General features: G+C 47.3%; 16 protein-coding genes. 13 read left to right on the top strand and 3 right to left on the bottom strand.

Annotated elements, in window-relative coordinates:
- Positions 1-96 precede the first annotated feature (96 nt).
- From H8K52_RS14060 to H8K52_RS14040, 5 genes are all read left to right on the top strand, one after another.
- Positions 97-456 (top strand): hypothetical protein, encoded by a 360-nt coding sequence (locus H8K52_RS14060; RefSeq protein WP_186923539.1) that lies wholly within the window; start codon positions 97-99, stop codon positions 454-456.
- A 305-nt stretch (positions 457-761) separates the two neighbouring features.
- A complete protein-coding gene (locus H8K52_RS14055) occupies positions 762-1136 on the top strand; it encodes a hypothetical protein (protein WP_186923538.1) in 375 nt (124 codons plus the stop codon).
- Positions 1137-1519: 383 nt separating this feature from the next.
- Positions 1520-3217, top strand: coding sequence for a gamma-glutamyltransferase (gene ggt / locus H8K52_RS14050; RefSeq protein WP_222613786.1), 1698 nt, complete (start codon positions 1520-1522; stop codon positions 3215-3217).
- Between the two features lie 84 nt (positions 3218-3301).
- Positions 3302-3916, top strand: a complete 615-nt coding sequence (locus tag H8K52_RS14045; protein WP_186923537.1) for a hypothetical protein — start codon at positions 3302-3304, stop codon at positions 3914-3916.
- A gap of 217 nt (positions 3917-4133) precedes the next feature.
- A complete protein-coding gene (locus tag H8K52_RS14040) occupies positions 4134-4847 on the top strand; it encodes a DUF3667 domain-containing protein (RefSeq protein ID WP_186923536.1) in 714 nt (237 codons plus the stop codon).
- 201 nt (positions 4848-5048) lie between these two features.
- Here the strand turns inward: H8K52_RS14040 and H8K52_RS14035 are convergent, their stop codons facing one another.
- On the bottom strand, positions 5049-6398 hold the full coding sequence (locus H8K52_RS14035) for an alpha/beta hydrolase family protein (protein ID WP_186923535.1): 1350 nt from the start codon (positions 6396-6398) through the stop codon (positions 5049-5051).
- Between the two features lie 639 nt (positions 6399-7037).
- Between H8K52_RS14035 and H8K52_RS14030 the strand changes: the two genes are divergently transcribed.
- The 6 genes from H8K52_RS14030 (at position 7038) to H8K52_RS14005 (ending at position 14254) form a co-directional block, all read left to right on the top strand.
- Positions 7038-7427, top strand: a complete 390-nt coding sequence (locus tag H8K52_RS14030; RefSeq protein WP_186923534.1) for an HPF/RaiA family ribosome-associated protein — start codon at positions 7038-7040, stop codon at positions 7425-7427.
- A gap of 170 nt (positions 7428-7597) precedes the next feature.
- Positions 7598-8266, top strand: coding sequence for a hypothetical protein (locus H8K52_RS14025; RefSeq protein WP_186923533.1), 669 nt, complete (start codon positions 7598-7600; stop codon positions 8264-8266).
- A 106-nt stretch (positions 8267-8372) separates the two neighbouring features.
- Positions 8373-9026, top strand: coding sequence for a CBS domain-containing protein (locus H8K52_RS14020; protein ID WP_186923532.1), 654 nt, complete (start codon positions 8373-8375; stop codon positions 9024-9026).
- Between the two features lie 788 nt (positions 9027-9814).
- Entirely contained in the window at positions 9815-10828 is a 1014-nt protein-coding gene (locus H8K52_RS14015; RefSeq protein WP_186923531.1) for an amidohydrolase family protein, read from the top strand.
- A 482-nt stretch (positions 10829-11310) separates the two neighbouring features.
- A complete protein-coding gene (gene rsgA / locus H8K52_RS14010; RefSeq protein ID WP_186923530.1) occupies positions 11311-12384 on the top strand; it encodes a ribosome small subunit-dependent GTPase A in 1074 nt (357 codons plus the stop codon).
- Positions 12385-12661: 277 nt separating this feature from the next.
- Positions 12662-14254 carry a dipeptidase gene (locus H8K52_RS14005; RefSeq protein WP_246464540.1) on the top strand — a complete coding sequence of 531 codons (1593 nt, stop codon included), beginning with the start codon at positions 12662-12664 and terminating at the stop codon, positions 14252-14254.
- A 61-nt stretch (positions 14255-14315) separates the two neighbouring features.
- Here the strand turns inward: H8K52_RS14005 and H8K52_RS14000 are convergent, their stop codons facing one another.
- Both H8K52_RS14000 and H8K52_RS13995 read right to left on the bottom strand, forming a co-directional pair.
- Positions 14316-14855 carry a PH domain-containing protein gene (locus H8K52_RS14000; RefSeq protein ID WP_186923529.1) on the bottom strand — a complete coding sequence of 180 codons (540 nt, stop codon included), beginning with the start codon at positions 14853-14855 and terminating at the stop codon, positions 14316-14318.
- Positions 14856-15127: 272 nt separating this feature from the next.
- The gene (locus H8K52_RS13995) at positions 15128-17236 is read right to left on the bottom strand and encodes a TonB-dependent receptor plug domain-containing protein (protein WP_186923528.1); all 2109 of its coding nucleotides are present in this window, start codon (positions 17234-17236) and stop codon (positions 15128-15130) included.
- 494 nt (positions 17237-17730) lie between these two features.
- On the opposite strand from H8K52_RS13995, the gene H8K52_RS13990 reads away from it, so the two are divergent.
- The gene (locus H8K52_RS13990; RefSeq protein WP_186923527.1) at positions 17731-18108 is read left to right on the top strand and encodes a hypothetical protein; all 378 of its coding nucleotides are present in this window, start codon (positions 17731-17733) and stop codon (positions 18106-18108) included.
- A 187-nt stretch (positions 18109-18295) separates the two neighbouring features.
- Positions 18296-18847, top strand: a complete 552-nt coding sequence (locus tag H8K52_RS13985) for a sterol desaturase family protein (RefSeq protein ID WP_186923526.1) — start codon at positions 18296-18298, stop codon at positions 18845-18847.
- Positions 18848-18853 lie beyond the last annotated feature (6 nt).

Here is an 18853-nt window from a genome sequence, read left to right as displayed (position 1 = left end):
ATGGACGATGCCGATTCACAATTGGCGTATGGCCTTAAATCGTTTTATGATTGAGTTCGGTGATCGTATTCAAAAACACGATCACTAACTTGTTCCGTGGCATTTACACAGAAATTCTTACAGGCTCTATTGTTACCTTTGTCCTTGCCATTTTTATGGATGTTATTTGCATTTAGACGGCAATTTGTGATGTTTGACCACGCTGTATTTGCACTTTATTCTTTGTCTTTCATGTGCATATTGATGAGCATCATCGCCATATTAGCTAAGTATGAATATATCGTGATCGCGTCACTCTTATTTGCATTTGTTCCCCCGTTTCATATGTTTTCTCAGTTACGCAATGCGTATAGCTTAACCAAATTCGAGGCTTTGTGGCGCACGATCGTATTGCTATTTATTGCGCTTATGTCGCTCTCGTTTTTTGCCGTTATCGTTACCTTAGCTAGTGTTTAATATCGTGTTTAAGCAGAGTTTAACTAAGTTTGCTGGCTTTGGTGCTAGCCAGATTTTTGGTTCTTTTATACCCAACTCGGGACGGTGCAGTTTTTTCGTAAGGCTTCAATAGCGAAGCGTATTGCGCCGTATGGCATCGTTCAGCAACGGTGTAATACGCTTCGCTATTACACCCTACGATGCTGACATTCCAACATCAGCACAATTAGTAACGACGTTTGAAATTCTAAAATACGCAAGACGTCCGAAATTCAACGTATCATTCAAACCCCGACATCAACAAGCAACAACGAAGGAGTTCCCTCATGAATGCGCCCTGCAACACCTCCAATTCAAACGCCGTCGTTGAAGCCAAACAAGCACTGATCACATTAGCATCCGACATAGGCGCTGCTTTGAACATCATGATGGCAGATTTGTCTACCTCATCAATTTATTCTGAGATAGAAGGGATCAATCAGCAAATTAACACGATTGCCCACGATGCTGAAAATGGGATATTGCATTTAAATCGAACGATTAAAATTTGCGAAGAGATTGTTCATTTCAATGCAAAGTTAATCAGACGAAAATCAATAAATCCTTTGATTCCTGATCTGCTGATCTCGATTTTGAGTTCGGCGGCAGCTCAGGCTGAAAAAGCGCTACCATTGGTAAGAGCTGCGCTTCAGCCATCGTGATCAGAATTCGTTAGTGCTATCGATGACTGTCGGTAAATGCAAAACTCGCCATCTAGGGTGGGTGCGACCCGCGCTGTAAATTACCTCAACGATTTATCGTTAAAGTATTCTTTCAAGTATCTAATTACCCTTTCAGCACTTTGAACATTCTGTCGGCGCGGGTCGCACCCGCCCTACATTTTTCCTGTTGCTGCCTTTCAAAAAAGCTTCGTTAGTTCGATCGATGGCAGTCGAGAGGTATTAAACCAAAATTCCTCACTGCGTTTATATGATCAGCACCTAAAAAAGGTATAGTTGTGCCTATTCTGCTTGATCGTGAACCTTTCACCGCTCGATTAATTTGATTTACACGTTTCGATCTTCCCTCTTTCTGGAGATGTTCCATGCTACGCCGTCAGCTTCTCGTTCTTGTTTCCGCCGTTTCTTTACTTGTGCTTGCAACACCAACCGTACACGCTGGATCGACGCCAGCCCGTGCCAAGCTGGGCATGGTTGTATCGCAAAGCGATATCGCCTCCGAAGTGGGGTTTCAGGTGATCAAAAACGGCGGCAATGCGATGGACTCAGCGATAGCCACTGCGTTCGCGCTGGCAGTCACGCATCCTACGGCTGGCAATATCGGTGGCGGTGGTTTTCTGGTGTATCGCTCGACTAGTGGGGCAGCTGTCTCGTATGATTTTCGTGAGTCCGCCCCTAGCGGCTCCTCTCCTGAGATGTGGTTGAAAGACGGTAAATACGACTACGATTTACATCACAATAGCCACCGTTCCGTCGGCGTGCCTGGCACGGTTGCGGGTTTGTATATGGCATGGCAAGAACAAGGTTCCAAACCTTGGAAAGAACTGGTCATGCCAGCCGTCATTTTGGCGCGTGATGGTTTTGAAGTCTCGCATGGCTTGGCGCGTTCCTTAGAAAGAGTATTGCCCTCTTTTAAAAAATATCCGGCAACGCTGGCGCAATTTTCCAAAAATGGACAGCCTTATCAAGCAGGTGAAACACTGAAACAAGCCGATCTTGCGCGCAGCTTGCTACGCATTGCCGAGCAAGGTCCAGCAGGTTTCTATGAGGGTGAAACCGCACTATTAATCGAGCAAGACATGAAGGCCAATGGCGGTCTCATCACACGCGAAGATCTAAAAGCCTATCAAGCAAAAAAGCGCGACGTGATCAAAGGGAGTTATCGTGGCTATGACATTATCGGCATGGCACCACCCAGCTCTGGCGGTGTCGCGTTGGTCGAGATGCTCAACATGCTCGAAGGCTATGATCTGAAAGCCAACGGCTATGGTTCTGCCAAGAATCAACATCTCATTACCGAGGCTATGCGCCGTGCTTTTGCAGACAGAGCGCAGCATCTGGGTGACCCTGATTTTGTCAGCGACATGCCTATCACACGCTTAACGTCGAAAGACTATGCAGCCAACTTACGCAAGACAATTAACCCCGCTAAGGCATCTAAATCCACACCCACATCATTCACCTGGCCTGCAGAATCACTAGAAACCACGCACCTGTCGGTGGTCGATGCACAGCGCAATGCCGTCTCCTTGACCTATACTTTGGAATACCCATACGGCTCACGTATCGTTGCGCCGGGCACGGGTTTTATATTGAATAATGAGATGGGCGATTTCAATGCAGGGCCAGGCTTGACGACCGAGCGCGGACAGATCGGCACCAAGCCTAATCTCGCCGTACCCGGCAAGCGTATGCTCTCCAGCATGGCGCCGACTATCATCAGCAAAGATGGCCAATTGTTTATGGTGACTGGCTCACCGGGTGGCAAAACCATCATTAACACGGTACTCACCACCATCCTTAACGTGATTGATTTTGGTATGAACGCGCAAGAAGCGGTCGATGCTGGTCGCATGCATCACCAATGGTTACCGGATACCTTAACTATTGAACGTTTTGGCTTCTCTGCTGACACCATCAAGCTACTCAAAGCGATGGGACACAACGTGGTAGAAGGTGGCAATCAAGGTGCCGCCGAAGTGATCATATTGAATGCGAAAGAGAATTTACTAGAAGGCGGTGTCGACCGTCGGCCGGCAGATGGTGGAGCGGCTGGGAAATAGATCAAATCCTGATGCATTCATGAACGCAGACCGCGCCATGGTTTGACGCCACCGCAACAAAAAAATAAAGGAAAAGAGGCTTCGATGAGATGGAAAACATACCTCAGTTTGCTTAGCTTATGTTGTGTGAGTACCTTCGCCCTAGGTCAAGATCAATCAAAGGGCGATGCGACTCCCACCACGGTCACAGGCAAAGCCATTTTTAGCTTTGGTGGTTTACATCTCAACATTATCCCTGCCGAAATTAAAGCCAACTTGCCACATTCGTATTTTGACGCGCAAGATCAAAGTATCACGGTGCATATCAACCAAGCAGATGCCAAAGACAATGTGAATTTCGCCGTCATTTTTCTGCACAACAAAAAGCCGCACTACGCGCTCTTACCGATCGTGCGTCATTTCGACAAGCCGATGCCCGATGCGTTCATGCGCAAAACATCCAACACAAATCCACCATGTGAACCAACGCTGCAGAAACTCACTAAGCTTTACGGCAAACCCTATGGTCCTTTTGATGGACGAGAAGAAGGTTTGCTGTATCAGGATTATGTATGGGAAAACAAGACCGATAAAATGATCTATAGCTGCGCAAGATATGCAGCGGAGAAAAGCAAAAAAACCTTCGCTTGGCTTGTCAAATTCGCGCAAAACGGTGCAGGTCAATGTCGCCGCGATAGCTGTATCGATCCACCACGTTAGCAACTATAAAGTCAGTCGCTGGACTCTTGAAGACAAGACCTAAGATTGCGCTTGCTCCTTTAACTGGGATAGGATCACTCGATAATCAAAATAGTTTTGACGGTCAATTAAAAATACATCACACTTCAAATTCACGCTCGCATTGCCTGCTATTTTCGCGAACGACAATCTTTAAACCGCATCGCCGAAGTTCTCTCATTTTTTCACAAGCAACGCTATGAACTGTAAAAACTGTAAGAGTAAGATTCAAGGAAACTATTGCGCGCAATGCGGCAATGCGAAGCAGCTAAAAAGAATTGACGGCCATTTTATTTTGCACGAGATCGAGCATGTTTTGCATTTCGAAAAGGGACTCTTTTTTACGATCAAAGAGTTGTTGCTGCGTCCCGGAAAATGCGTCAGGGAGTACATTTCTGAAAATCGTAGTCGGCTAGTCAAGCCGATTATATTTATTATCGTCACGTCCTTGATTTATACGTTGGCAGAGCATTTCTTTCATATCGAAAAAGGCTATTTCAAAATCAGTGCCGATACCACGCCCACCTATGATGCAATTTCCCGCTGGGTACATGGTCACTATGGTTACGCCAACATTATTATGGGATTTTTCATTGCGTGTTGGCTACGGATTTTCTTTAGAAAGCATGATGTGAATTTCTTTGAAATTTTGATATTACTTGCTTTTGTCATGGGTATCGGCATGCTTTTTTTCGCTCTGGCAGCGGTTCTCAATGGCGTTACTGGATTCAATGTCATGCCAGCTCTTAGTGGTGTGACTTTCATTTATCTTTCTTGGGCCATCGGCCAATTTTTTGATCAGGGAAAGCTTGCAAGCTTTCTAAAATCTGGCGTCGCCTATGTTCTCGGTTTTATCAGCTTTAGTGCCAGCACTTGGGTGCTAGGTTATGGATATGATGCGTTCATGCGGTGAGACCGTTTTGCAAGACGATTTGGTAAAGCGCAATCTTTCTGTGGCGCGTCGATAGCAAAGTGTATTGCGCCGAATGGAATCGGGCATGCTGCGGACCGACATGTCTTGATATGCCACATAAGCTCAGCGATGCGTTTCTATAAAAATTGCACCCACAACTGTGCGTACGCTCCCCCCCGAAGCATGCCATACGCGATGTTCCTATCTGCGGAACGACTGCCCATAATTTTTTTTCAATCGTCCTTTCGCCCAGTCTGCCATCAAATCGTAAAACCCTGGCGTCACACTAGTGTGTTTGCGTGAAAAATCAGGTGCCTGCTCATAACGCCACATGCCATGCTCGGTGTTGGGGAAAATATACAGCACGTTATTTTTGCCCTCACCTCGCAATTTCTGTAGACGCTCCACAGTGAGTGCAATCGGTGCTTGCCGATCTTCATTCGCGAATGCCCATAGCTGTGGGACATCAATCGCTCGCAGAACGCGCATGGGGTCTTGCGACCAGTCGACATCGAATTTATCCAAATGCGGAACGCCATCGCTACGAAGTACATTGACTGGAATACTCAGAAACACGCCGGTATAAGCACCTTTGATGATCGAAAACCACGGCTCTTTTTCGAAACGCTTTTTGATAGAATCAAGGTCATCGAGCCCGTCTTTATAAGTCGATTTAACAATGCGTGCGGTAATGTCAGTAACCATGCGCGCCATATCGACCACGTCTGCGCCGTAGCCACGTTCTTCCAGTTCTTTTGTCACCTGTGCCGCATCTTCTTCAGCAATATCCACCGCGAGACCGTACCCAATGCCTAAAAAATCTGCCTTAACGCGCGCTGCGGCGAGCGGAGCGATCCAACCACCTTGGCTCAAACCAATCAGGCCAAAACGACGATAACGACCAGCCGCCAAACGTTTGGCTTCGTGCGAGGCTGCGACCAGGTCATTCGCTAAGATGGGAAAATTCTGCGTGTAGTGTCCTTGAGAGAGTCCAGTACCGCGTTTGTCATAAACAAAAACCGACACGCCGCGTCCCACCATTTGATAAGGATCTCTCCCATGGTCAATCCAAGCACCTTCCTCAGAACCATGCGCGTAAACTACGAGAGGCGTATGCTTATCGGCCTGACTTGGTTCGATTAGACGACCTGCGAGCGAAATTCCATTCGACTCAAAACGCGTATCCGTTTCAACAATAGCAGCTCTCGCCCAAGTCTCTTTATTTCGAACCAACACAGTAGCATCACCACACATCACTAGTGAATTGGCATCTAAGGTGTTGCCAACAATGCCGTCGCTAAAGGTATAGTCAAAACCTCGACTCGCTTTAGTAAGCGCAACAAAAGTCGACCCATGTTTTCTAAAGATGCCGGTCTGACAGAGTTCAGCTTGCCGCGAACCAGAATCCGCATTAGTCTTCTCTGTCGATAATTCGCGATGCCGACGAGTCTCAGTGTGCATAGACCTAGGATCGCTAACTAAGTCCGCGGCGCAAGCAATACAACTTGCAGTCAAGAATCCGACAATTAGTAATCGAATCAATGTGTGCATCATGTCTCCTGTTGAATTAGCTCGCAGCGATAGTAGTCGACGTCGATTGACGTCCCCTTTCACTTCCGACGAACAAGGGAATGTGAGGACTAAAGTCTAGAATTTCAGGATTGAATCATTAAAAAGTGGTAGGTAGGGATAGTTACGGTATTGTCCTCATCCATCCGCGATGGAAAAACTTGTCTCTGTGATCAACAAGCCTTCCAAAGCTGGGGCGCCTAGACATCTATCTAAATCCCCTGACGCCGCCCGAACGAACTCGGTAAGGCGCAATCTTGTCATCCTGCGTCAATAGCGAAGCGAATTGCGCAGTTTGGAATCGTGCATGCTACGAACGCTCAAGTCATGACATGCAACATAGAACCTGCGACACGTTATAGCGGGGCCTGACCCTAAGGCTTATTAATGCTCACTATTGCTCACTATTGCTCACCTACGCTTACAAATACTTCTACATACGAAACACCTCTAAATAATTGATGTGAATGCGCAAATAATTCGATTTGTTAGAGGTATCCCAGCTACTTATAATGATCTCACGGTACCATTACAAAGATAGCAGATCTTAAATGGTGAGAGCTACTTTTATCCAACTGCTGATTGACTCGTACCGACCATTTTAAAGACCTTGGAGGATCTATGTACGTTGATATTCAATCAAACGGTTTAGAACTTGACGACGATCTGCGTCAGCATACTTTACATCGATTGCACGGCGCGATGGATTGGGCAAGCGATGATGTTAAGACGATTTATGTTCGTTTTTCTAAAATTGATCGCTTCGATCGATGCCATACCACGCGTTGCTTGATACAGATCTCCTTGTCCAACAAGCCCGTCGTGGTGACCGAGGATAGTGAAACTGATGTGAACGCTGCGGTTGATAAAGCGGTTGATCGTATTGCGCGTGTCATGGTTCGAAAATTTGGCAGATTTAGAGAGGCTGATTCTCATTGGTTTGAACATCAAGGGACGAAAGTGAAGCCGACACGTTTAGCCAAAGTGAATCTGAAAATGATGCCATCTTGAGGACAATAGAACCGTTCGGCAAGATAGAAAAACAAAGCATCACAAACACCTGAAACGGCTAGATCATCGTTCCTTTCATCGTCCTTTCATCGTTCTTTGCATCGCAAAAAAGCTGACATTTGATCATGGCTAGCAGGTCGTCAAAGTGACTTATTACTAGGAGTAAAACTATGGATTCACGTACCCCATTTTCAAATGTATCCGGCAATTCCCGACCGAGATTTGGCATTTCTCGCAAGGCCTTGTACTGGATAATCGGCAGTATCTTAACGGTGACAGTGTTGTTGATTTGGGCAGTCATTGCTTCGGCGCAATGGCTGCTATATCAAGGCAAGGATGCTGCAGTCGATCTGATCAATGGCGCGCCAAAAATATCTGAGACCGTTTTAGGAAAAGTAGAACAAGTGATGCCAGGAGCGAAGAAGACACTCGAAGGTGCGATACCTGAAGCAAAAGAAGCAGTAGAAGGTGTCGTGCCAGGGGCAACTGGCGCTCTGGAGAGTGTGCTAGGCGGCTTAGACTTAAAACGATCGACGCAACGCGAAGTCAGCGGGACTGATGTCGCTCCTGTCGCCCGGTACGATGGTTTGGTACGCATTGCATGGGACCAATCGGGTGTCGCTCAATATGAAGGCAAAGCCGACTTCAAGCAAGTTCGTCATCACTACAGCACTGGGTTTATCGAGCAAGGATATACAGAGACGATCGTTTCAGCAACTCAGGAAACCGAGGTACAAGAATACCTGAAGGGCAAAGATCGCTACAAGTTAACGACCACGCAAAAATCACCTAAGGTCGTACAATTGAAAATTGAAAAAATGACGATGCAAAGTAGTTAGCAAGCGCGAAGCTGTGATCCACAAATATCCCGAAGTCTAGAAGCTGATGAGTGGCATAGCTTGTACGTTCGATGCTTCGGTGCGTGTTCATTATGAAGGAGTTATTATGTTTTCGGTATATGGCGTCACAGGGCAAGTGTATTCAGGCTCATTTGAAGGCATCAGTCGTGTCAACCAAGTCCGTCAAACACGACGGAGCCGCACAGTGCAGGAAGACGGATTTGAACTAGGCACCGATATTATTCCCAGCCCAATTCCTACAAAAACCTTGGCACCGACTGCGGCGGAACAACGTGCAATCAATGCCTATCGGTCGACATTACCGATCGAATTTGAACGTGGCCCACTTTTTCATGCGCGACAGATCATGCAAACCAAAGTGATTACTGTCAACGTCAATGATTCCGTATCTGACGCATGGGAACTCATGCGAGAAAGCGGCATTCATCAAGCGCCTGTGTTTGACAATGGCGCTAAACTCATTGGCGTTGTCAGTGAGCGCGACTTACTCACCAGTCTCAATCTCACACAAAATGGCATGACCAATGTACTAGATCGGCGTGTGAGTGATGTCATGCGTACGCCTGTTGTCGCCAGTTCACCGCTGACCGATATCCGTCGCATTGCACGTGTGATGCTAGATTTTGAGGTCGATGGCGTGCCCATTGTCGATGAGTCAGAACGACTGGTCGGTTTTATTTCACGTAGCGACATGCTAAGGGTGATGATGAAAGACCCACCACTCAGTCTTTGGTGCTAATGCTAGCGCGACGTAAAACAAACGAGGTATCAACAATCCAATAACAAACATGGCGAGCCGCCAACTCCAAGGCCAAAGACACATTTTCACGTTGCCACAAGTAATAAATCCAATACGAGTATCAAAACATTAGAAACACGCCCACCCTTTTACAAAGAGAAGCAAATGCATCTTGCGGCAATTCTAAGCCGTGTGCCATGCGAAGAACGATGTGAAATACGCTGATTAAGACTAGTGCGATTGGGTAATGCGTTGACATGGCGAAAATCAGTAGCGCCAGCAATTACTAAACTCAAGGCAATTGCCATTTTTACGTTAGTCTAAAATCGAATGGGGCTAAGTCTTGAGATTACACATTTTTGAGCTAGACTAAACGCAATTTCCAGACCGCTACACCTAAGCTTTCCCAGAGTGATCTATCACATCACCTCGCGCGTCAACGAGCAGGTGAAAATATGTCTGGATGTTGACGACAAGCAGCAATTTCTCGAACGACTTGCTAGTTGCATCGAGAAACTTGAAGTGTATTTCTACGCACAAACACTGCACCTTCTATTGATCGCCCATTAAGTCACAATGACAATCACCATAGACAGCAACAAGTTTGCCCCGAGAATTCGCCTTCCCCATACAGAATTCGTCATTATTTACTCGCGAGTAAAAATATACTAATCTTTGCTTAGATCTTCCGATCCAAATCTCACCCTGCTTTTCCTCTCAAGGAAGATTCTGAAATACCTAATTCTCTGTTTCTTGACTAACGCTTGGTTTATTTTCGAGGGTTCATTATGAAATTCAGGTACTTTTTTTTAGTTTTTTTGTTCGTCCCTTTTGTCTTGTTCGCCCAAGGACGCCCACCGATCATTGACGTCCATCTTCATGCTTCGGGTGCTGCGGATCAAGGGCCACCGCCCTTGGCGATGTGCACGCCGATTGCCGATTTCCCTGCGTGGGATCCGGCGAAATCGTCGTACGGTCAAGTTTTCATGGGTATTTTTAAAAATCCGCCTTGCAAGGATCCCGTCTGGTCTCCAAAAACAGACGAAGCACTGTTGAGTGAAACGGTTGCAGTGATGAAGAAAATTAATGTCATTGGCGTTCTGAGCGGCACAGCCGACCAAGTGGCAACATGGCGCAAGAGAGCACCTGAACGATTCATTCCAGGATTGGCCTTTCAATTGGGGGAAGATAAGATTTCTCCCGAAGACTTGCGCGCACTTAACAAAGAAGGTCGGCTCGCGGTATTCGGCGAAATTACCAACCAATATGCGGGCATCGCGCCAGACGATCCGAGAATGGACCCTTACTGGAAGGTAGCACAAGAGTTAGATGTCCCTGTTGGAATACATATTGGGACAGGCCCACCTGGCGTCATTTACCTTGGAAATTCACAATATCGGGCGCGCCTTCATAGTGCACTGACCATGGAAGAGGTTCTGGTCAAGTATCCTAAACTTCGGGTTTATATTATGCACGCAGGCTACCCCAAGCTTGATGACATGCTGGCAGTGCTATACGCCCATCCACAGGTCTATGTCGATGTTGGTGTGATCGTCTACACGCAGCCTCCAGCGGCGTTCTACGCCTATCTAACATCGATTGTCGATGCTGGTTTTGGCAAACGCATCATGTTTGGCTCAGATCAAATGGTTTGGCCAGGCGTCATTGAGCGATCCATCAAAGTCATAGAAAAAGCACCTTTCCTCTCTGAAACGCAAAAACGCGACATCCTTTACAACAACGCGGCACGCTTCCTGAGATTTACGCCGGAAGAAATCGCACGTCATCACAAGTTGAAATAAATCCAGAAGTATCCACGCGTAGGGTATCCACCAGATAGGAAGGAGGAAACCTACGCGTGTATCGATGGGGGACAAATCCTGACACATGGGCATCGCGGGCAATTTTTTTATGCGATCTTGTCACGCGTGGGCACAGTGCCTTGACCCGGTGGCCCAAATTAAAAACCAATTCCAACCTATCCAAACTTGACGCTCCGTTTAACTACTGGCACACTAAGCTCCCAATCAAAACCACAGGAGATAACAGCATGAAACCATTTGATATTACCCTCCTGTCGGCTGCCTGATCTGCCTACATCCTCTCTGGCGTCTTTACAAGTTTCAATCGTTTCTTGGCTAGTGTGTTAATGCGCGACTGATCACGCGCCGACTTCTGTTTTCTTTTATTCGTCCTCGCATGCCCTGGTTCTCACCACGGCTGCGGGCTACTTTTGCGTATCGACCATAGTTACGCAACATGAATGTAAATAGACACACTTATCATGATCAATTTTAATTTCGCATCACTGCGTCTGATCGGCTTAACGCCGGCAATCGCCAATCAACTGCACTTGCTAGCCAGCGACTTTACGGAAGACGCGACGCTACAAGTGGCACGTCTTACCGAAGTACATCGCGACAGCTTCATACTCCACAACGGAAGCACCACGCTACAGGCACGCGCCATGCCACGTCTCTTACACACGCTGGCGGGCGATGAACTAAGTCTAGCTGTGGGTGATTGGGGCCTAGTCAGTGGCACAGCGGACAGCGGCTATAACTTAATTGCCCGCATGCCCCCCTTAACGCATCTGGCACGTCGCAAAAATGAAGGAAGACTGCAATCCCTCGCCAGCAATATCGACACGGCATTACTCGTCATGGGTTTAGACAACGACTTTAACTTGCGCAGGCTGGAACGCTATTTGGCACTAGTGCATGCCGCTGGTGTCGCGCCTGTTGTTCTGTTGACCAAGGCCGATCTACATCCCCATGCGGCTGCCCGCCAAGCAGAAGTTGAGCAACGTCTGTCCGCCAGCGTGCCTGTGTTTGCGATCAATGGCATGAGCATTGCGACTGTAGACTTACTAGCACCATGGATGTCGGCTGGACAAACCCTGATTTTATTGGGGTCGTCTGGCGCTGGCAAATCAACGCTGACCAATACGCTCGCCAACAGCAGACAAGAAACGGGCGCTGTACGCGCAGGTGATGACCGTGGTCATCACACGACCACTGCACGATCATTGCACCAATGTCCCAGTGGAGCCTGCATCATTGACACACCGGGTCTGCGTAGTCTGCAACTTCATCTCGATGAAGTCGCGCTCAACGCTAGCTTTGCTGACATCGATGAACTTGCCGCAGGATGCCAGTTCCGCGACTGCAGTCACCAAAGCGAACCCGGCTGTGCCGTGCGCATGGCTGTGGATGCGGACAGGCTGAACAATTACCAAAAACTACTACGCGAAACCCGCCGTAATCAACAAACGCCACTCGACAAAATAGCCGCGAGATCGAAATGGAAAGTGCTGATACGATCGGTAAAGGAAAGGGATAAATTAAAGCGCAGTTAAGCGAAAGCGTGATTCCCGAGATGCGCCATCTATATTATTGAAAGCATGGGGTTCGGTCTAGACTTTACAGCTTGTTGCACTAGACTGATCCCCAATCTCGACCATGAGGTTTAAGCTCCATCAGGCTATCTTTCAACTTCGATCGCTCAATTACCTGCCACGCGTCTTCAACGATCACAGCGGCAAATATCGCCAACCTATTTTCAGCGTTTCGTTCAACGATGGAAGAGCAAGCCATTTGGGCTACACTATGATTTTTCCTCACAAAGTGTTGCTCATGTCTTCTACTGCCACGCCTCTTGCCCTCACCTTTACATCGACTTCGCTACGATTGGCTGCGATGCGCCTCAAGCGTCTGCCTGTCATTGCGGCTCTCAGTCTTGCAAGCCTAGGTATAGGTTCTTGCTTTGCCACTGAACAACCTAGTGCACTGGCGCAGAAAACAGCCCGCTATGCCGTGCAAAAATACGACAAAGATATCATCAAGACACTAGCCAAAATGGTGAGCTTTAATACAGTTGCCAACCCTGCTATCCCCTTTGAACAGAACCCCGCACATGTGGGTTTTAAGACCTACTTACAATCGGAAGCGGCGCGTCTGGGTTTTGATTTTGCGGATCATGGCTATGTGGTCGTGATCGGATTTGGTAAAGGCAGCGAGCGCGTTGGCGTGATTACCCACGGCGATGTGCAACCAGTCGATCCGACCAAGTGGAAGCAATCACCCTTTCAACTCGATGCAAAAAGCGAGCCTGGACGATTATTAGGACGAGGCACAGAAGATGATAAAGGTCCAATCGCGAGTGGACTGTATGCGATGAAAGCGATCAAGGATAGCACTGAGGGCAAAAAAATCGCCTTAAGCAAACGCATAGAGTTGTATGTGTACATGGCGGAGGAATCCGATTGGGCGCCGCTAGAAGACTTCCTAAAGACGCATACACCACCGCAAATAAATATCACCTTGGACGCAGAATATCCTGTCGTGATCGCCGAAAAAGGCTATGGCACGGTGCAACTAACTGTCCCTCCGCAGCACCCAAACATCACGCCCAATGACGCGCACTTGAGCGCCTTTGGTGGAGGCTTTTTTGGCAGTCAGATTCCTGAAGACGCCTACGTCAACATCAGCAATGCAACGCCGGAGATAGAACAGGCAATCAAACAACGTGCAGCAAAACAAAACAAAATGCAGTACACCTACCGTTGGCAAGACCGGGAGCTAGAGATCAAAGCGCGTGGCGTCTCAGCCCACTCTTCCAAACCAGAAGATGGTGTGAACGCGATTGCCATGTTAGCCGATGCACTCAATTTGCGCACTTGGCAAGAGACCACTGCGGGCAGCATGGTGAATCTGATTAACGATTTATTGGGTACCAGCCTGTATGGCGAAAAATTTGGCAACGCTGCCTATCATGACAATTTTATGGGATCGATGAGCGTCGCCCCAACTGTCATCAAACAAACAGCGGAAGGCATACAACTAGGCATCAACATCCGTCGTCCACAAGGAAAACCAGCTACACAATTACAGCAAGAGATGCAAGAGGCATTAGACGCTTGGCAAACAAAGCATGTGACCTTGCGCGATGTCGCTATCGAATTAAGCGATCCCTGGATACGCAATGATGCGCCACAGGTGCCTACCCTGCTGTCGGTCTTTTCGCACTACACCGGCATCAAGAACCCCCAGCCGATTTCCATCGGTGGTGGCACTAATTCACGCCTGTTTCCGAATGCAGTAAGCTTTGGCCCAAGCATGCCTGGTAAAGTCTATTCAGGACACTCGGAGCATGAGTTTATTTCCACCAAACAGTTGCTATTGAACTTGCAGATGTACACAGCGGTGCTGGTGGAATTAGCGAAATAGTTTTGACCTCATATTCGAGCGTGTTGCTATCGTATCGGCGCCAGTCGTTTTCAACACGCTCTTAGGGTTGAATAATCGCAGTCACCCGACGTCTTGCCCGTTCACGCATTGAACAATCGCGCAGGGTGTCTGCGAGCTGTTCCAAGTCTTTGATGCCATAAAGATGTAGCTGCGAATAGCTGGTATCGGACGATCTGAGTTGCAATATGCAATAACCCAGCAGGCGCATCCCAAACGGCGTATTCAAGTCAAAATGTTCTATCGTGAAAAGCTCAACATTATCTTTGACTTTGGAAAAAATACCGCGCTCTAGCTTCACCCTTTGCGTCGTGACTTCATAATGGAGTCCGCGCGCTTTGAGCCAATAGTATAAGTAACCAATACCCAGTGTCAGGACGACGATAATCCACTGCCAAGCACTAAAAATGGTGGCGGGATGACCGGCAAACAGAATTCTCTCTACATCATGCTCAGTATGAGCCTTGTATGCCTGTAGATCGGTATTACAGAAGCGACATTTGATCGCTACCGCTTTGATGGTTTCGCCACAAACAGGGCAGTCTTTGGTATCGCGATTGTCGATCGTGTCATTGGCGCTCATGGTGTCTTTATCGTCTCTGTGATTTTTAACAAAAGACGTAGTCTGCCATAAAGTCTTGTTGGTAGCTAATGCGTATTCTCTCGTTTGCCAATCAAGGTGCAGGAAAGGGAAATCACTTGTCAACGTGGTATCTCATCTTCATCAATACACCATCACAAAAAAAACGAACCCACATCCTGCAAAAATCGATTGACGCTGCGCTATTCGACGAACTACTACCTCGCCTCAACAACATCAATCGATCATCCTAACTAATCAAACTGCGCAACACATCAGAACTTATATTGCATCCCAATCGAAGGGAAAATCGGCATCTGTGCCTCTGGCTTGCGAGTTTTATAGTCAACACTATATTCATAGCGTCCGATATTACTGCGTGCATAGGCATTGATCAATTCAGCGTAATACGAGAGCTTGTCGCTGTATTGATAATCCACACGCAAATCTAAGCGATGATAAGCCGGCATGCGTTCAGAATTCAGTGCGCCATAGATGGGACGGATGCGACCATCGGTATCCGTGCGCGTGCCAATGATAGGTGTGTCTGGATGCCCGGTGTGATAACTCCAGCGAGCGCCGTATTGCAACTTCTCAGAGGCTTTGTATTGAAGCACGGCGTTGGCTATCACAGGCTGATCAAATCCAAACGTGAAGTTTTCTCCAGTGAGGTCATTGCGGCGCTTAGACTTTGAAACACTAAGTGAAACAAAGCCAGACAAGCCATATCCCATGTCCTTCTTTACCAAGACTTCCAAGCCATGAGCACTACCACTGGCACCATTGCGGTAATTTTGTAACGGGTCACTCACCACGAAATTGTCAAAATCTTTGTTGTATAACTCGGCGCGCCATGACCAACCCTGTTCTAAATCTTGCGTCACACCAAATACGACTTGCTTGGAACGAATCGATTTCAAATACGGATTACCAATTTCACTCAAGCTCTGCTCTCTGGATGGTTCTTGATGATGTCGACCTACGCCGACAGAAAATACGGTTTGCGGTGAGTAGCGGTACTCAAGTCCGAGCCGTGGATCAAGGACGTTCTCCTTCAGATAATCGTCATGGGTCGCGCGCAAGCCACCGGTGAGCGTCCATTGCGGCGACAGAGTCCAGCGGTCGCTCACATAAACTGCTGCACTATTATTTCGTTGACTGCGCTTCGTACGTGAGAAGTCGGCACTAGTCGCATCACAATTTGGATCGAATTCTGTGCAGCGTGGATTTTTAATATTCACGTCGATATCTAGCGTATTGGAGCTCAGATCAACGCCCGCTATGACTTGATGATTATCGATGATATTGGTCGTGAGCTGCTCCCTGAAATACTTGAGAGTCGACGTACTCGCATAGGCACCCGCACTGCCTATTTTTGTTTTTTGATGAGTCACCATCTGGCCTAAGGCGACTTGATTGCTGGTTTTCGCACCAAGGTCGGTCTCTAGCACCACTGCCATATTATTAAACGAACTACTCTCTGCACTCTCCCCAAGTAAAATCGGATCATGCTGCACATCGATGGAGTCTTTTTTTAAATTAAATTTGACCCTGTCTTGCGCCGTAGCTAGATCGAAACGCAAACGATTCTTACTATTGAGATTCCACAAAAATCGCCCTTGCACATCACTGTAGGATGGAAAACTAAAACTAGTACCTGCTTCTTCGTCTTTTATCTCTTTCACAAACAAATCAATCACGCTACGACGCGCCGATAAAAAGAATGAAGTGTTTTCGGATAAAGGCCCCTCTAGCAAGACACTATCATCTAAGACGCCTGCCCGCACTTTACCACCGATGCGATCCGTTCTTGGATTGCGTAGTGAAGCGTCAAAGACACCGCCGATCACGTCACCATATTGTGGACTCCATGCAGCGCTATACAGATCAAAACGACGAATTAAATCTGCATTAAATACACTGACAAAGCCACCCATGTGGAATAAATAACCTACCGGTAAAAAGTCCACGTAGTAAGCATTGTCAGACGGTCTAGCACCGCGAACCGCTGATCCGCTATCACCATCATTATTGGACGCCAAGCCAGGTAAGGTTTGTAAGGCTTTGAGAGGGTCGCCACCAGAGCCTGGCATTTTAAAGAGTTCTTCACCTGTGAGGCTCAATTTCTCATTGGTACTCTGAACTGGTTTGGCGGCATGGACTTCAACTTTCTGTGTCTGTTCTACAGGCTCCTTCTTATTGACATCGGCCTCTTGTTGAGCGTTAGCGTTCAGCGTCACACCACCAGTAATAAGCACCAGCATCGCGCTATTGATATGACGTGCAAACCTGTGCTGTCGAAAACCTGGTTTTGCAGACAGACTCCGTGAATAAGGTAAAGTCGAGGACGACGCGCTGCCTGATAGAACAGAGTTTTTTTTCATAAATAGACCAGAGAAAATCGAAGAAAGAATTAAATTGAAAAACACCTTAGCCGTAAAAGACCGAGCGCAACAAAACACCTGATGAAGCGCGCCATTGTCATTTCAACATGGCAATAGTGGTCAAACTTTCCGATAAGTACTGCCTGTTGCTATGAATAGATGCATGAGAATCTCCTTACTCCTAAGTGGAAATTAAGTCTGCCATCTTGGCATTACAGAAAGGCGAGATCTTGTACGCCGAGCTGAGGCGAGTATTGTGGGCGCCGGATGCATCAGCTATGTCGTATGAGTGCAGCGGCGTCACGTTTCCTATTTGCGTCGTGACGACGAACGGCATTGCGCCTCATTGAATCGTTCAGTCTCGGTGTAATATGCTTAGCTAGGCGTTACCGACGTCACAAAAATAGACGAGAACAAACAATCAGAAAATCAAGCTAGACGTTGCTGCAATCCACTAATTTCCATTAACAACTGGCTTTCATGCGAACAATTTTATGGACACAATTCTCAGCATTAGCGTTTTCATTCTGTTTGTGTGGCTAAGTTTCTTAGCGACTGTATCTTTCAATAAATCAATCCCGATTGATGTCTACAGAAAACAAGCAAGAAAGCAATTCACCGATTTTCGAACGCATTCTAGTACGCCCGAATTTATCTTCATCGGCGAAGAGGCTGAAATCATCAAATCAGATGAATCGATCATTAACAATAAAGGCGTGATCGAGTCCTACTCGCTGACCTGCTATGCCAGAAATAGTCACGGCGAATATTTCATGTTCGTATCAAATCATGAGGCGAGACCTTATTTCAAACATATCAGCCACGCCAACGCCAAAATTATTCTTGGCAAAGATTACCGCGAGCCCACCTAGACTCCCTTAGCGTTCATCACTTCAGTGCGCATATCCACAATGGTCGGAAGTCCATGTCATTCCTTTATCAGAGTCTAAGGGATCAATCTCACGCGTGGCGTTGAGTGAGTTCGACACCGCACCGATCCCTCGCTATCAATCGTCTACCCTAAACCAAGTCGACCAAATTCAAACTAAAAGGAAAGAGATGAAAATCTCAATGCCAGAACATAGTAAGGCTGCCTACTTAGCTGATTTTCTTTTATATGGATTGGCCATCATATTATTGGCGGGCTTCCTATTCACGATGAGTCCATCAAATGAGGCACTGGTACTGTCGGGTTTAGTGGTCGCTGGCGTATTGTCCTGGACTGCAGTGGAGTATGTGGTTCATCGCATCATCTTGCATGGCGTCGCGCCATTTCAACAATGGCATGAGGAACATCATCGCCGACCCGCTGCACTAATACGTACACCAACGATTCTCAGCGCAAGTTTAATTTTGACCCTGATATTTCTTCCTGCACTCATATTTAGCAACAATCTTTGGCACGCCTGCGCGCTCACCTTGGGAATGTTAGTCGGCTACTTTATGTACACCGTCACACATCATCTGATACACCACGCGGTGAGTGAAAACGCGTGGCTCAAACGCCGACAATATTGGCATGGACTGCATCACGACCGACAAGAACCTGGCCGTTACGGCGTCACCAGCAAGTTTTGGGATTGGGTGTTCCGCAGCATGGGACAACCCTAATAGCAG

The organism is Affinundibacterium seohonense (assembly GCF_014284305.1).
Classification (GTDB): Bacteria; Pseudomonadota; Gammaproteobacteria; order Burkholderiales; family Burkholderiaceae_D; genus Undibacterium; species Undibacterium seohonense.
The sequence above is the reverse complement of the archived record's forward strand: the minus strand, read 5'-3'. Positions and strand labels throughout refer to the sequence as shown.